The sequence below is a fragment of the Pseudovibrio flavus genome (assembly GCF_009711345.1).
GTDB classification, from domain to species: Bacteria; Pseudomonadota; Alphaproteobacteria; order Rhizobiales; family Stappiaceae; genus Pseudovibrio; species Pseudovibrio flavus.
This window is the reverse complement of the sequence record NZ_SMMA01000062.1, coordinates 215,065-228,891: the sequence shown is the minus strand read 5'-3', so window position 1 is coordinate 228,891 and position 13,827 is coordinate 215,065. Positions and strand designations below refer to the sequence as shown.

At 53.2% G+C, this 13,827-nt stretch carries 16 protein-coding genes and 1 other RNA gene; 3 read left to right on the top strand and 14 right to left on the bottom strand.

Annotation, left to right across the window (positions count from 1 at the left end):
• Positions 1–24: 24 nt before the first annotated feature.
• The 8 genes from E1162_RS11510 to hisB form a co-directional block, all read right to left on the bottom strand.
• A complete protein-coding gene (locus E1162_RS11510) occupies positions 25–951 on the bottom strand; it encodes a hypothetical protein (RefSeq protein ID WP_155130818.1) in 927 nt (308 codons plus the stop codon).
• Positions 952–1,245: 294 nt separating this feature from the next.
• Complete coding sequence (coaA, locus tag E1162_RS11505) at positions 1,246–2,211, bottom strand: type I pantothenate kinase (protein WP_155130995.1); 966 nt, start codon at positions 2,209–2,211, stop codon at positions 1,246–1,248.
• Positions 2,212–2,268: 57 nt separating this feature from the next.
• On the bottom strand, positions 2,269–2,592 hold the full coding sequence (locus E1162_RS11500; RefSeq protein ID WP_155130816.1) for a phosphoribosyl-ATP diphosphatase: 324 nt from the start codon (positions 2,590–2,592) through the stop codon (positions 2,269–2,271).
• 54 nt (positions 2,593–2,646) lie between these two features.
• Positions 2,647–3,429: an imidazole glycerol phosphate synthase subunit HisF gene (hisF, locus tag E1162_RS11495; protein WP_155130814.1), complete on the bottom strand. Its 783-nt coding sequence runs from the start codon at positions 3,427–3,429 to the stop codon at positions 2,647–2,649.
• The gene (gene hisA, locus E1162_RS11490) at positions 3,426–4,169 is read right to left on the bottom strand and encodes a 1-(5-phosphoribosyl)-5-[(5-phosphoribosylamino)methylideneamino]imidazole-4-carboxamide isomerase (protein WP_155130812.1); all 744 of its coding nucleotides are present in this window, start codon (positions 4,167–4,169) and stop codon (positions 3,426–3,428) included. Before hisA ends, hisF begins: the two co-directional genes overlap by 4 nt.
• A gap of 36 nt (positions 4,170–4,205) precedes the next feature.
• Positions 4,206–4,859: an imidazole glycerol phosphate synthase subunit HisH gene (hisH, locus tag E1162_RS11485; protein ID WP_155130810.1), complete on the bottom strand. Its 654-nt coding sequence runs from the start codon at positions 4,857–4,859 to the stop codon at positions 4,206–4,208.
• A 10-nt stretch (positions 4,860–4,869) separates the two neighbouring features.
• Positions 4,870–5,355 carry a DUF2628 domain-containing protein gene (locus tag E1162_RS11480; protein ID WP_155130808.1) on the bottom strand — a complete coding sequence of 162 codons (486 nt, stop codon included), beginning with the start codon at positions 5,353–5,355 and terminating at the stop codon, positions 4,870–4,872.
• Between the two features lie 18 nt (positions 5,356–5,373).
• On the bottom strand, positions 5,374–5,967 hold the full coding sequence (gene hisB / locus E1162_RS11475; RefSeq protein WP_155130806.1) for an imidazoleglycerol-phosphate dehydratase HisB: 594 nt from the start codon (positions 5,965–5,967) through the stop codon (positions 5,374–5,376).
• A gap of 203 nt (positions 5,968–6,170) precedes the next feature.
• On the opposite strand from hisB, the gene pyrF reads away from it, so the two are divergent.
• Positions 6,171–6,887 carry an orotidine-5'-phosphate decarboxylase gene (gene pyrF / locus E1162_RS11470; RefSeq protein ID WP_155130804.1) on the top strand — a complete coding sequence of 239 codons (717 nt, stop codon included), beginning with the start codon at positions 6,171–6,173 and terminating at the stop codon, positions 6,885–6,887.
• 82 nt (positions 6,888–6,969) lie between these two features.
• Here pyrF and secB read toward each other — a convergent pair whose 3' ends face one another.
• A complete protein-coding gene (gene secB, locus E1162_RS11465; RefSeq protein WP_155130802.1) occupies positions 6,970–7,455 on the bottom strand; it encodes a protein-export chaperone SecB in 486 nt (161 codons plus the stop codon).
• 240 nt (positions 7,456–7,695) lie between these two features.
• Between secB and E1162_RS11460 the strand changes: the two genes are divergently transcribed.
• Positions 7,696–9,054 carry an ActS/PrrB/RegB family redox-sensitive histidine kinase gene (locus tag E1162_RS11460; protein WP_155130800.1) on the top strand — a complete coding sequence of 453 codons (1,359 nt, stop codon included), beginning with the start codon at positions 7,696–7,698 and terminating at the stop codon, positions 9,052–9,054.
• A gap of 111 nt (positions 9,055–9,165) precedes the next feature.
• A complete protein-coding gene (locus tag E1162_RS11455) occupies positions 9,166–9,711 on the top strand; it encodes an ActR/PrrA/RegA family redox response regulator transcription factor (RefSeq protein WP_155130797.1) in 546 nt (181 codons plus the stop codon).
• Between the two features lie 81 nt (positions 9,712–9,792).
• Here E1162_RS11455 and E1162_RS11450 read toward each other — a convergent pair whose 3' ends face one another.
• From E1162_RS11450 to ffs, 5 genes are all read right to left on the bottom strand, one after another.
• Complete coding sequence (locus E1162_RS11450) at positions 9,793–10,419, bottom strand: septation protein A (protein ID WP_155130794.1); 627 nt, start codon at positions 10,417–10,419, stop codon at positions 9,793–9,795.
• A 197-nt stretch (positions 10,420–10,616) separates the two neighbouring features.
• A complete protein-coding gene (gene recR / locus E1162_RS11445) occupies positions 10,617–11,228 on the bottom strand; it encodes a recombination mediator RecR (protein ID WP_155130792.1) in 612 nt (203 codons plus the stop codon).
• Positions 11,229–11,365: 137 nt separating this feature from the next.
• The gene (locus E1162_RS11440) at positions 11,366–11,686 is read right to left on the bottom strand and encodes a YbaB/EbfC family nucleoid-associated protein (RefSeq protein ID WP_155130790.1); all 321 of its coding nucleotides are present in this window, start codon (positions 11,684–11,686) and stop codon (positions 11,366–11,368) included.
• 64 nt (positions 11,687–11,750) lie between these two features.
• A complete protein-coding gene (locus tag E1162_RS11435; RefSeq protein ID WP_257098917.1) occupies positions 11,751–13,583 on the bottom strand; it encodes a DNA polymerase III subunit gamma/tau in 1,833 nt (610 codons plus the stop codon).
• 115 nt (positions 13,584–13,698) lie between these two features.
• Positions 13,699–13,796: signal recognition particle sRNA small type (ffs, locus tag E1162_RS11430), an RNA gene on the bottom strand.
• Positions 13,797–13,827 lie beyond the last annotated feature (31 nt).

The following is a 13,827-nucleotide window of genomic DNA, read 5'->3' as shown; positions in this document are numbered from 1 at the left end:
GCCTTAATAGGCTTTGCCGTCCGGTTACTTTTCGTCGTTCAGGAAACGGGCGTTTCTAGAGCGAACGGAATTCTTACGGCGTTTGCCGGTGTCGCTGCTTTTTGCAAACCAAGTGGTCGCGGATTTGGAATAGCAGTCGTAGAAATCGCGGCTGTCGTACATGGACTTTGCTTTGCACCCATAGCCGTACCAGTAGCAATCGTCGTTGCGCTTGATTTCAATGTGACCGTGAACATTGCGTCTGTCGCGATCATAAACACAGACCGAACCGTCTTTGGCTTTGTCTGGGTGACTAACGCGCAAACGCTTGAAGCCATGCTTTGGAAGTTCGCTCTTCGCCATGTAAGCGGAGCGACCCGGTAGGTAGCTTTCTACGAGGCCCTTTTTCAGCAGCGCTTTTTTCACATAACGATAGCAATAGGTCATACCGCGAGAGTTACGGCGCGAACCACGCGCACTACGGCGGCGGGATGCTTCCTCTGTCTCTACCGCCTCATCATAGACTTCGCCTTCATCAAGCCCAAGAAGCGTGTCTTCCATCAGGCTCAACGTGTTCAGCTCTGTAAGGGGCAGGGTGCTGTAATCGCTCTCACTGATGTAAATGTCGGAAGGATATTCGGCTTCTCCCAACTCGTCGATATCGATACCAAGACGAACCAGCTTGCCGTTCTTTTCGCTTTTTACCCACTCGATCGGGGTAACTTCAGCGTTTGGTGGCAAGAGCGTCTGGTGCCCCTGGGATGCCTCATCAGGCTGGGTGTAGTAGGTCAGAAGCGTTGGCGTGGTAACTTTGAATCCGTCCGGCGCATCCATCGCATTTTGCGGTAGGGATGGCTTGTCTAGTTTCGCGGTCGTTCCCAGATCAACCTGACCCATTGAAAGGTCACTGGCTGCGTAGCTGGGCGAAAGCGCAAGAAAAAGAAGCAGTGCAGTAATACTGGCCCTAATCATGGTGTCTCGCGGGTTCTTTCCGTTCAAAAAGGCAAAAGGCCACCCATCTCCCACCAATCGAATGAGGGGAGTTGCAAGCCTGTCAGCGGGTACGAACCGGATGCAGGCAAAGGCAAACTGGAGCGGCGCAGCGAATTAAAGGGTCGGGTAAAGCTGCCGCAGCACTTCGCATGCGGCATGCACCGTCGTTTACAGCCACCCGATCATCGGATGCTGTAGTCAAACTCGGTTTTTGGTGTTCGCCCGAACTGAGAAGGGCTGAGAGAACTCCCAGCCTATCGTTATTGCGTGCTCTTAAATCTTCCGCAGCGCGACGGATTCGATGCGGTGTTGCTGACCCTTTGTAAGGATCAAGTCCGCTCGTGGCCGCGTTGGCAGAATATTCTGTCGCAAGTTCTCTCTGTTGATGTTCTCCCAGAGATCCGTTGCGATAGAGCGTGCCTTTTCGTCAGTAATTGTGGAAAATTTATGGAAGTAGGAGCCCGGATCGCGAAACGCTGTTTCACGAAGGCGCATGAAGCGCTCCATATACCAACGGCGCAAGGTCTCTTCTTCGGCATCTATGTATATTGAAAAGTCGAAGAAATCGGAGACAAATGGAACGGCCTTTGCTTCCTTTGACAGTGCGGTGGTTTGTAGCACATTTAGCCCCTCAACAATGAGGATATCTGGCTGATCTACAGTCACAAACTGCGCAGGCATCACATCATAAAAGAAGTGCGAGTAAATCGGCGCTTTTACACTACGCTTTCCGGCTTTGATATCAGACAGAAACTTGAGCAGTGCTGCGCGGTCATAGCTTTCAGGAAAGCCTTTGCGGCGCATCAAGCCTTCAGCTTCCAGAACCGCGTTTGGATAAAGAAAGCCGTCTGTGGTGATCAGGTCCACCTTGGGGCTCGCTGGCCAGCGGGCCATAAGCGCCTGAATGAGGCGAGCGGTGGTGGATTTGCCAACAGCTACAGAGCCTGCAATGCCGATGATGTAGGGCACCTTGCTGCCATTGCGGCCAAGAAACTTCTTGGTCGAGTGGTGCAGGGTCTGGGTGCCCTCAACATAGTAAGCAAGCAGTCGTGACAGCGGCAGGTAAATACTTTCTACCTGCTCTATTGAAACGAAGTCATTGAGACTGCGAAAGCTATTAATTTCATGCTCGCTCAATGTCATGGGTGTATCGGCGCGCAATCGCGCCCATTCCCCTTCCGAAAATACGGAGTAAGGGGAAAGTTCCAGTTCACTGATGTCGTGCAGGTTTATATCCATAAGTGTGGCTTTCACACGCTTATTTGCATTTTGCGGAGCCGCAGCTCCGCAAAGACCTTAATCTTTTGGCCGGGAGGCTTTTTCCTCCAGACCGGTTTGACCGGTCCGTGCCGCCAGAGTGGCCATAACCTCTTCAAGAGGTACATTGCCAACGTATAGTAGCACGAGAAGATGGTAGAGCAGGTCAGCGGCTTCGCCTTTCAGCTCTTCCCGATCTTCTTTTACGGCAGCAATAGCAGCTTCAACTGCTTCTTCGCCCACCTTTTGCGCACACTTGGCTACGCCTTTACCAACAAGCTTACGCGTATAAGACTTTTCATCTTCACTTTGCGCACGCGTGGCAACAATAGCTGCAAGTTCCTCAAGGGTGAAATTAGTCATAGGAATAGCTTTCTAACAAGACCTGCGTCTTGGGCGTAGCCCATATACTCTCGCTTAGGCATTGTCCAGTCGTACGGGTATGCCAGCCTCTGCCATGTGCGTCTTTGCCTCTTCAATAGAATACGTACCGAAGTGGAAAATAGACGCTGCAAGAACCGCAGTTGCTCCGCCGTCACGAATGCCCTCTACCATATGATCCAGCGTGCCCACGCCGCCAGAAGCGATAACAGGCACCGGAACCGCATCTGCAATAGCGCGAGTTAGCGGGATATTGTAGCCCTCTTTCGTACCATCTCGGTCCATGGAGGTTACAAGAAGCTCGCCGGCACCAAGGGCAACGGCTTTCTTTGCAAACTCAACCGCGTCAATGCCTGTTGGCGTGCGCCCGCCGTGGGTGAAAATCTCGAAGCGATCCGCTTCCCCTTCACCGGAGACTTTCTTGGCATCAATGCTGACCACGATACACTGGCTGCCGAACTTTTCTGCAGCTTCGCGGATGAAGTCAGGGTTCTTGACCGCAGCGGTGTTGATGGAAACTTTGTCCGCACCAGCGTTGAGCAGTTTGCGGATGTCCTCAACGGTGCGAACACCGCCGCCAACGGTAACCGGCATAAAGCACGCTTCAGCAGTGCGGCGAACCACATCGTAGATGGTGTCACGGTTATCGCTGGATGCTGTGATGTCGAGAAACGTCAGTTCATCGGCGCCAGCTGCGTCGTAAGCTTTAGCGGCTTCAACTGGGTCACCAGCATCGATCAGGTCAACAAAGTTGACGCCTTTCACAACGCGGCCGTCTTTTACATCAAGACAAGGAATTACGCGGGCCTTGAGGGTCATGCCAGTCCCTCCCGACTTGCCTTGATAAGCTCAAGTGCCTCTGTAGGGTCAAGGCGGCCGTCATAGAGCGCACGGCCGGAGATCGCGCCTTCAAGAATATCGCAATCTTCTTCCAGCAGGCGTTTGATGTCGTTGATATCTGCAAGACCGCCGGATGCAATTACCGGAATGGAGACTGCGTTCGCCAGTTCCAATGTGGAAGGAATGTTAAGGCCCTTCAGAACGCCATCACGGTCGATATCGGTGTAGATGATTGCTGCTACGCCAGCGTCTTCAAATTGCTTTGCAAGATCGACCACAGTGAGCTCGGAAGTCTCTGCCCAGCCTTCTACCGCGACTTTACCGCCCTTGGCATCAATGCCCACAGCGATGCGATCAGGGTACTTTTTACAAGCTTCCTTGACGAGGTCTGGATCACGCAGGGCGACAGTGCCGAGGATGACGCGGGCAATGCCTTTTTCAAGCCATGCATCAATGTGCTCCATGGTGCGGATGCCGCCGCCAAGCTGCACAGGGTTTGTCGTTGCAGCAAGGATAGCTTCTACAGCGTCGCCATTGCGGCTTTCACCTGCAAATGCGCCGTCTAGATCCACAACGTGCAGCCATTCAAAGCCTTGGTCCTGAAATGCCTTTGCCTGATCGGCAGGAACGTCGTTGAATACGGTTGCCTGATCCATATCGCCTAGTTTCAGGCGAACGCATTTACCTTCTTTCAGGTCGATAGCCGGAAAAATAATCATAGGTTGCTTCCTTGAATTCGGGTTGCAGGCTGCCGGTTACGGCGCCCAGCTCAAAAAGTTGGAAATCAGCTGCAAGCCAAGACGCTGGCTCTTTTCAGGGTGGAACTGCGTGCCCACGATGTTGTCGCGGCCAACCATAGCTGTGAACGTGCCGCCGTAATCAAAGCTGGCAATGCGCTCGGCTTCGTTGGCAGTCGCAAAGTGGTAAGAGTGCACGAAGTAGGCATGCAAGCCCTTGTCGCCAGTCTCAATGCCAGCCAGAACAGGGTGGCTATCTTCGCGCACATTGATGGTGTTCCAGCCCATATGCGGAATTTTGAGGGAAGGGTCACTCACCTGCATGGCGGTAACGTCGCCTTTGATCCAGTCCAGACCCTCAGATGTCTCGAATTCAAGGCCACGCGATGCAAGCAGCTGCATACCAACGCAAATGCCCATAAACGGGCGTGCATTGGAAATAACCGCTTCCTTGAGGGCCTCTTCCATACCGCTCACTGCCTGCAATCCACGGCGGCAATCGGCGAATGCGCCCACACCCGGCAGAACAATTCGGTCAGCTGCGCTTACAACTGCCGGATCTGATGTGACGATGACTTCATGGTGCTCATGATGATCATGGGCTGCCCGCTCAAACGCCTTGGCGGCGGAGCGCAAGTTGCCAGAACCATAATCAATAATCGCGACACGCATAAAGACTCTCCTAGTCTCTTAAAGTCAGTCCAACGACGCGTTCCTCGCCAATCCTTGGAATAATCTTCGGCTTGGCTTTTGCGGTAAGCTCGTTGCTTGATGGAACCTGATTGTTTTTGATAGCCCGCTCGAAAAAGCGGGTTTCAGCTTCGGTCAGGTTGGCGGCGTTTACGAGGCCGACCACCTGCCAGCCACGTTTTTGCAACGTCCAACCCTTCAATGCACCGGCTTCCCATGCAAACAAAATTGAGAAGAGCGCAAGAATTATCCAGCTCAAGGTCGGGCCAAACCCGGCGCTGAGCGCGGCAACCACACCGTATGCTGCCAAGTACCCTAGGAATACCAACCACATACGGTTGAAGAGGAGCCAAAGAAGGGGGAAAAACAGCGCCAGCCAGTAAAAGCCATCTCGTACAAACCGGAGTGCAGCAGCTTGTTCATAGGACCGAAGGTCCCCAGACGCTTCCGGTGGAGACAAAACAAGATACACAGCCATGCTGTTTTCCTTCTGGTGCTATCCGCCCAGCTGACCCTTAGTCGTTGGAATGCGGCCTTCCTGACGTGGGTCCAGCTCCATTGCGGTTCTCAGTGTGCGAGCAACAGCTTTAAAACATGTTTCGGCAATATGATGACCGTTGGTGCCGTAAAGGGTCGCCATGTGAAGGGTGAAGCCTGCGTTCATAGCAAAGGCGCGGAAGAACTCCTCAACCAGCTCTACATCGAATGTGCCGATTTTGCTGTGCGGGAATTCAACCTGCCAAACCAGAAACGGGCGACCGGATACATCAATGGCGCAGCGGGTGAGCGCTTCATCCATTGCCAAGTGGGTGTCAGCGTAGCGGGTAATGCCCGCCATGTCGCCAAGAGCCTGCTTGTAGGCTTGGCCCAATGCAATGCCCACGTCTTCAACCGTATGATGGTCGTCGATATGGGTGTCACCATTTGCGCGTACGTGGATGTCTGTCATGGAATGCCGAGCCAGCTGGTCGAGCATATGATCAAAGAAGCCAACTCCGGTTTTGATATCGGATTGACCGGTTCCATCCAAATTTACAGAGACGGAAATGTCTGTCTCTTTTGTCGTGCGCGAAATGGATGCCTGACGCATGGGTCTTCCTTCAAAATATCTGGTCGCAAGAATATCTTGTACCTGCCATGAAAATGTCATGGGACGCGGTGTTGTAACAGGAGCGTAAGGGCCTGAAAACACCTGTAGGTACAAAAAGCCGCAAACAATCGCGAAACAGTAGCGTTGCTTGTGATTAGGTGATAGAGACGCACCCGTTTAACCAGCTGAATCCGGAGCCACCAATGTCCTTCAAGCCAAAAACCGCAACAGACCGCCTGATTCTCGCTCTAGACGTGCCAACTGTAGAAGAAGCCCGTCAGATCGTCGAGGAAACCAAAGGCGTCGTTGGTACCTATAAAATTGGAATGCAGTTGCAGTTTGCTGGTGGTTTGACCTTTGCCGAAGAATTGGCACGCGAAGGACACTCCATCTTTCTCGATGTAAAGCTGCTGGATATCGATAACACCATCGCAAGCGCGGTAAAGAACGTTGCTAAGATGGGCATGAAGTTCATGACCCTGCACGCGTATCCAAAGACCATGCGCGCAGCTGTTGGCGCTCTTGAAGAAGTGGGCAACAAAGAGCTGTGCCTGCTTGGTGTAACTGTTCTCACCTCTATGGACGAAGAAGATCTCGTTGCTGCTGGCTACAAAGGCCCTATCGCAGATCTGGTTGCTGAACGCGCAGTTGATGCGTCCGCTGCTCACATGGGCGGTATCGTTTGCTCTCCTATGGAAGCAAAAGCTATGCGCGAGCGCGTAGGTGACAAGCTTGCAATCATCACTCCGGGCGTACGCCCTGCAGGCGCTGATGCAGGTGACCAGAAGCGCATCATGACCCCTGCTGACGCGATTTCTGCTGGCGCTGACTACCTTGTTGTCGGCCGTCCAATCCTCAAAGCTGAAAACCGCCGCGCAGCAGCTGAGGCAATTGTAGCTGAAATCCAGAGCGCTCTTTAAGCTGCTTTTGTTCAGCCGAGCTAGAAACGAAAAAACCCGCATCGAGTGATGCGGGTTTTTTTATAACTATACCTTGAGAGGCTTAGTTTGGCTGCTGCTGAGCTGCTGCTGCCTGCTGAGCCTGCATCAGGTTCTGACGGTACAGAGCCGCAAAGTCGATCGGGTCGAGCATCAGTGGAGGGAAACCACCGTTGCGGGTTGTGTCGGACAGAATGTTGCGTGCGAATGGGAACAGCATGCGTGGGCATTCGATAAGAATGAACGGATGCATGTGTTCTTTTGGAACGCCGGAAATCTGGAATACACCGCCGTAAACCAGCTCTACAGCAAACATTACGCCCTCTGGGGTGTTTGCTTTAGCGGTCAGGGTCAGAACAACTTCGAACTGATCTTCTGCAATCGGGTTCGCGCCAACGTTTACGTTGATGTCCAGCTTTGGCTGTTCGCCTGGCTGAAGAGACTTTGGAGCATTTGGATTTTCAAAAGAAAGATCCTTGATGTACTGCGCCAGAATTTTCATACCTGGGGCAACGGCTTCAGCTGTTGCAGCCTCTTGATTCTCACTCATAGTTTTCTTTCCCGTTTAACGGTGTGATCCATGTATTGCAGCATGTTGGCATGGAGCATTCTCACATGCGCACACGAAAAGGCAACTGATTGGTGGCTAGCATGTGCACATCAAGTATACAAGGCACGGCAGTTATCTGAGGTCGAAAACAATGCGATTGAAGGTTGCTGTTCCCCAATTGCTTTCTGTGCGTGGATATCTATTAAGGTAGATAGCAAAGGAACCTAGGAGAATTAACCCATGGAGAATGGGACCGTAGATCAGAACGGTTTTTTCAACCACCAGGTGAAGCTGGATACGTTGATACGCCTGCGCTGGCTTGCTGTCGCAGGACAAACCGTGGCGATCTTGATTGTCCACTATGGTTTCAAATTCCCGATGCCGATTGGCTATTGCTATGTGCTGGTCGCCATTTCGGCATGGCTCAACGTAATCCTCAAGTTCCGCTGGCCAAGTAGCACACGCCTTCCTGAGAATGGCGCTGCCATGCAGCTTGCCTACGATATTCTTCAACTCGGCGGCTTGTTGTATCTAACCGGTGGGCTGGGCAACCCGTTTGCGTTCCTGCTGCTTGCGCCGGTTATGGTATCGGCTACCGCGCTTTCAGCGCGCAATACGATCTTCCTCGCGGTTCTTGCAGGTCTCATCGCGACGATTTTGGCGGCCTACCGTTATCCGCTGCCATGGTTCAACGGCGCGATTATCGACATCCCCGTTCTGTACTTGGTGGGTGTCTGGGTCTCCTTGATCTGTAGTATGTTTTTTATGGCCACCTATGCGCTTCAGATTGCCAAGGAAGCGCGTCAGCTATCCGATGCTCTTGCCGCCAGTGATATGGTTTTGGCCCATCAGCAGCACCTCTCTGCGCTCGACGGGCTGGCAACAGCTGCTGCCCACGAGCTAGGCACTCCGCTAGGCACCATCTATCTGACAGCGAAGGAGCTGGCGACGGAGTTCGAACCCGGTGATCCTCTGCGTGAAGATGCCGAGCTGGTGTACCAGCAGGCGCAGCGCTGCCGTGAGATCTTGAAGAAGCTTACCAGCCTTTCCAGCGATACCGATCAGCACTTCACAAAAATGCCGCTAACGCGCATGCTGGACGATATCGCCGATGCCAATCGGGGCATAGGCGTTCATATCGACGTTGTGCAGATAGGCGAGGGAGCCGAGCCGGTTGGTGAGCGAAATCCGGGTGTTCAATACGGCTTGGGCAACTTGGTTGAGAACGCGGTCGACTTCGCCGACGCGAAGGTGATGATTACGGCTGACTGGAATGATGATGAGATCACCGTCATCATCAGCGATGATGGGCCGGGCTTTGCGCCTGATATATTGTCAAACATTGGCGAGCCGTACGTCTCGCGCCGTGGTCGCAGTCGCGGGCCCCTATCCACCTCTGGTCAAAGCCGTAAAGGTGCAGGTGAAAAAGGTGGAGGATTGGGGCTTGGCTTCTTTATAGCGAAAACCCTTCTTGAACGCTCTGGTGCCCGTTTGGTATTCGGCAATAAGAAAACGCCAGAAAAAGGTGCGGTTATCGAAGTTCGCTGGCCAAGGTCTGCCATGAACTTTCGTGATCCAAACGATATTGATCTAGTGTAAGTTACTATTAGCGATACTACTGAAACGTTATTCGTTTACGGAACGCTTTAGGCTACTTATGTTATATACTAAGAAAAACGAACAAACAGTTGAACATCCGGATCCTGACAAATGAACGAAACCGATAGTGCGCCGCAGGGCCGTCTTCTCATTGTAGATGATGACCGTCCGTTTCAGCAGCGACTAGCGCGAGCGATGGAAAAACGGGGTTATCAGGTCGAAACAGCTGATGGTGTGCGCGAAGCGCTTGGCCGTGTAGCTGTGGAAGCGCCTGACTATGCAGTTTGCGATATGCGCCTTGAAGATGGCAGCGGCCTTGATGTTGTTGAAGCTATTCGTATGAAGCACCCTGAAGCCCGCGTCATCGTATTGACCGGCTATGGTAACATTGCTTCTGCCGTTACAGCGGTAAAGCTTGGCGCGATTGATTATCTGGCAAAACCTGCCGATGCCGACGATATTCACGCCGCGTTGCAGCGTCTGCCAAACGAAAAAGCACAGCCACCAGAAAACCCGATGTCTGCGGACCGCGTTCGCTGGGAGCATATTCAGCGTGTTTACGAGCTGTGTGATCGCAACGTTTCCGAGACCGCTCGCCGTTTGAATATGCACCGCCGCACACTGCAGCGTATTCTGGCAAAACGCGCACCGAAGTAAGCCGACTACTTATTGGACATGAAAAAAGCAGGCACCGATTTCACGATGCCTGCTCGAAAAGACTGCGCAATTTCCTAGAAATTACTGTTCCAGACTGTGCTTTTGAATAAGCGGCAGCTGGGCCATGGTGAACACCATGGTGATTGGCATGAAGCCGAATACTTTGAAATCGACCCAGAAGTCGGTTGAGAAGTTGCGCCAGACGATCTCGTTGATAATTGCCAGCACGAAGAAGAAGACACCCCAGCGCAGTGTCAGCTTGCGCCATCCTTCATCATCAAGTTTGAATGCGCTGTCGAAGACATAACCAAGCAGCGACTTGCCGAAGAACAATCCGCCCAGAAGAATGGTGCCGAACAGACAGTTCACGATTGTAGGCTTGAGCTTGATGAACAACTCGTCCTGCAAATAGAGCGTCAGCGCACCAAAAACCAGAACCACAATGCCCGATACAACAGGCATGATTGGGAGTTGGCGGGTCAGGTAGTAGGAAACGCCCAGAGAAATGGTGATCGCGACCATAAAGGCAGCCGTTGCCAAAAAGATTGGCTGGCCGAGCGCTCCCAATGCCGGAAACATCTCTGCGAGCTGCTCGCCACGGGAGTTTGCGACAAAGAAAATCAGAAGCGGGCCAAGCTCAAGCGCTAGTTTCAGAAGCGGGCTGACCTCTTTGTGACCCTTGTCATTGGGCGAATGTTCAAATTCCATCTAAAGTTCTTCCCCTACCAGACATTCTAAGTGGTCTGATGATTTGAATTTGGGCTCGATACAGATATTTCCATGCCTTATGGCGCTAGACTGTGTCAGCAATTTGCAGATGGAGCAATGGGCACGTGCGTCCAGAGCCGCCTGTTGTTGAACTGCCAATCCGCTTTACTTTTGTGTATCAGGAGCAGTTGTTTTTTCTAAAACTTGGTACGTGCACGAAGAGCCTGAGCCAGAGTGCCTTCGTCCAGATAATCCAGCTCACCGCCTACAGGAACACCGTGAGCAAGGCGCGTTACGGTCACGCTTTCGTAGTTCGCGAGCTGATCCATGATGTAGTGCGCGGTGGTCTGACCTTCAACAGTGGCGTTAACAGCCAGAATGACTTCGGAAACGCTTCCTGCTTCCACTCGTTCTATCAGCTTCGCGATGTTGAGGTCGTCCGGTCCAACGCCATCAAGCGGCGATAAGGTGCCCCCCAAAACATGATAGTGACCGCGAACAGCAGAGGCGCGTTCCAAGGCCCAGAGGTCTGAAACGTCTTCAACAACCACAATGGTGGTGCCGTCACGCTGCGGGTTACTGCAAATGCTGCAAGGGTCCATGGTGTCTACTGTGCCGCATGTAGAGCATACGCCGACATTTTCCGCAGCGACTTTTAGCGCTTCAGCAAGCGGAGAAAGGAGTTGCTCTTTCTTCTGGATCAGATGCAAGCCAGCGCGCCGTGCCGAACGTGGCCCTAAACCCGGCAGTTTGGAAAGAAGCTGAATAAGCCGTTCAATTTCTGGTCCGGCAACTTTGCGTGTGCTCATAAATGTCCTGCGACGTTCCCCATGGAATATTTGAAATGGCATAGCCCCCGAAAGCGCGATGCGCAAGTGCTGTGCGACCTACAAAAAAGGGCTACGCCAATGACGCAGCCCTGATATTGAAAAACGGTGCCAGTAAATTAGAACGGCAGCTTCATGCCAGCAGGAAGACCCATGCCGGCCATCAGATCACGGGTTTTTTCCTGAACAAGCGCTTCACCCTTTGCTTTCGCATCGTTGTGAGCTGCAAGGATCAGGTCTTCCAGAATCTCAACTTCATCTGCTTTGACCAAAGACGGATCGATTTTCAGGCCTGTCATCTCACCCTTACCGTTAAGGGTTACATTCACCATGCCTGCACCGGCAGAGCCTTCAACTGAAAGCTCGTTTACAGCTTCCTGCAGGGTACCCATCTGCTCCTGCATCTGTTTGGCCTGCTTCATCATTTTCAAAAAGTCCATGGGACCTCTCCTTGATTTTTACTGCCGCGCTCGTCGGCTTTGTTTCTTGATTAAACTAAGAGCACTACAGCTCATCATCCCAATTATCGTCTAGGCTATCAGTGCCCGGAGGAAGCTCTGTCGGAACTAGCTCATCCTCTTCGGGACTGTGAATCTTTACGTCGACAACTTTAGCGCCTGGAAATGCCGAAATAAGGGCAGCCACCTCAGGGTGCGACTGCGCCTCTGAAACGAGCTGACGCTGATTGGCTTCTTTTTCTTCAAAAAGCGTCGGGCGTCCCTGTTCGCGGCTAACGGCTACCAGCCAGCGACGGCCAGTCCATTCTGTCAGCTTACGGCCGAGATCACCTGCAATGTCCGGACTGGCATCGCGTGTCGGCTGAACTTCAATGCGACCCGGCTGAAAGTTCACAAGGCGCAAAGTGCGCTCGATCGCAACCTTCATAGGAATGTCGCGCATCTTGGCTGCAAGGTCTGCAACTTCCTGCCAGCTACGAATGGCAATACGTTCAACTTCCTGAGGCGCAGTGCGCATAACAGGCGCAGGGGTGCCCACTGCCTGTGCTTGACCGCCTGCAACCGCCTGCAGTTTTACTGGTGCGCTGGGCCCGCTGGCGGAAGGTCCGCCGCCTCCTTGTCCGTTAGGGGTAGATGGGGCAGCGCTTGTACCGAGCAGCTTGCCAGCTTTCAGGAGCTTCAAGGCTTCTTCAGGATCGGGCAGGTCGGAGGCATAACACAGACGTACCAGTACCATGTCCGCAGCTGCGAGCGGCTTTGGTGCACTTTGAACTTCCTGAACGCCCTTAAGCAGAACCTGCCAAGCCCGCGATAGAACGCGCATGGAAAGCTTTTGCGCAAATTCCTGACCGCGTTGACGTTCGCTCTCGGTAACCGATGCATCGTCGCCAGCTTTTGGAACAACCTTCAGACGGGTTACAAGGTGCGTGAAGTCGGCAAGGTCGGAAAGGACAATCGCTGGATCTGCACCAACGTTGTACTGCTCTTTCAGCTCATCAAGGGCGCTGGCAACATCACCGCGCATAACATGCTCAAACAGGTCGATAACGCGGGCGCGGTCTGCAAGGCCAAGCATCTGGCGTACTTCGTCAGCCTCGATGCGGCCTGGGCCATGGGCCATGGCCTGATCCAGCAAGCTCAGCGAATCGCGTGCAGAACCTTCACCTGCACGGGCGATCAACGCTAGAGCTTCCTGCGAAATCTGGATCCCTTCCTTCTGGGAGATTTCGGTCAAAAGCCGAACCAGCGTGGAGGATTCGATGCGGCGCAAATCAAAGCGCTGGCAGCGGGAAAGAACGGTGACGGGAACCTTGCGAATTTCCGTCGTTGCGAAAATGAACTTTACGTGCTCAGGCGGCTCTTCCAGTGTTTTCAGCAGGCCGTTGAAAGCCGCGTTGGAGAGCATGTGCACTTCGTCGATGATGTAGACTTTGTAGCGAGCGTTCGCAGGGCGATAACGTGCCGCCTCGGTGATCTCGCGAATGTCATTGATGCCGGTGTGTGAGGCCGCATCCATCTCGATAACATCGACATGGCGGCCTTCCATGATCGCCTGACAGTGAACGCCAAGACGGTCCAGCTCAATGGTAGGGCGATCAATCTCGCCCGGAATTTCATAGTTCAGGCCACGCGCCAGAATACGCGCTGTTGTGGTTTTACCCACGCCGCGCACACCTGTCAGCATCCATGCCTGAGCAATACGTCCTGTTTCAAACGCGTTGCGCAACGTCTGCACCATCGGCTCCTGACCATAAAGGTCATTAAAGGTGCTTGGACGGTATTTACGCGCAAGAACACGATAGGCGCCAGACTGTTGAGGGGCTGGTGTCCCCGCAGTTTCTTCAGAAACCGGCTTCTGTGTGGTTTGAAGGTCTTCCATCTCGCCCCGCATTCAAATGCCTTGCCTGTACACGACAGACAAACTTCTGCCCCGGCCATTCAAGACGAAGACCGGCCGCTTGTCGAGGGTAGGGCGGGGGAATTTCGCTGGTAAGGTGGGAGGCTGGCACGATGACCCGTGCCGTGACTCGTTAGGGCTGCTTCCTTCCGGACCTGACCCGGTTGGCGAGTGGCTCGTCCACCACCAACCTCCCACCCGCTATATGGAGGTAAACGACCGCATT

Coding starts and splice junctions, on each gene's coding strand:
- E1162_RS11510 (WP_155130818.1), bottom strand. CDS start 951: ATGATTAGGGCCAGTATTACTGCACTGCTTCTTTTTCTTGCGCTTTCG.
- coaA (WP_155130995.1), bottom strand. CDS start 2,211: ATGGATATAAACCTGCACGACATCAGTGAACTGGAACTTTCCCCTTAC.
- E1162_RS11500 (WP_155130816.1), bottom strand. CDS start 2,592: ATGACTAATTTCACCCTTGAGGAACTTGCAGCTATTGTTGCCACGCGT.
- hisF (WP_155130814.1), bottom strand. CDS start 3,429: ATGACCCTCAAGGCCCGCGTAATTCCTTGTCTTGATGTAAAAGACGGC.
- hisA (WP_155130812.1), bottom strand. CDS start 4,169: ATGATTATTTTTCCGGCTATCGACCTGAAAGAAGGTAAATGCGTTCGC.
- hisH (WP_155130810.1), bottom strand. CDS start 4,859: ATGCGTGTCGCGATTATTGATTATGGTTCTGGCAACTTGCGCTCCGCC.
- E1162_RS11480 (WP_155130808.1), bottom strand. CDS start 5,355: ATGGCTGTGTATCTTGTTTTGTCTCCACCGGAAGCGTCTGGGGACCTT.
- hisB (WP_155130806.1), bottom strand. CDS start 5,967: ATGCGTCAGGCATCCATTTCGCGCACGACAAAAGAGACAGACATTTCC.
- pyrF (WP_155130804.1), top strand. CDS start 6,171: ATGTCCTTCAAGCCAAAAACCGCAACAGACCGCCTGATTCTCGCTCTA.
- secB (WP_155130802.1), bottom strand. CDS start 7,455: ATGAGTGAGAATCAAGAGGCTGCAACAGCTGAAGCCGTTGCCCCAGGT.
- E1162_RS11460 (WP_155130800.1), top strand. CDS start 7,696: ATGGAGAATGGGACCGTAGATCAGAACGGTTTTTTCAACCACCAGGTG.
- E1162_RS11455 (WP_155130797.1), top strand. CDS start 9,166: ATGAACGAAACCGATAGTGCGCCGCAGGGCCGTCTTCTCATTGTAGAT.
- E1162_RS11450 (WP_155130794.1), bottom strand. CDS start 10,419: ATGGAATTTGAACATTCGCCCAATGACAAGGGTCACAAAGAGGTCAGC.
- recR (WP_155130792.1), bottom strand. CDS start 11,228: ATGAGCACACGCAAAGTTGCCGGACCAGAAATTGAACGGCTTATTCAG.
- E1162_RS11440 (WP_155130790.1), bottom strand. CDS start 11,686: ATGGACTTTTTGAAAATGATGAAGCAGGCCAAACAGATGCAGGAGCAG.
- E1162_RS11435 (WP_257098917.1), bottom strand. CDS start 13,583: ATGGAAGACCTTCAAACCACACAGAAGCCGGTTTCTGAAGAAACTGCG.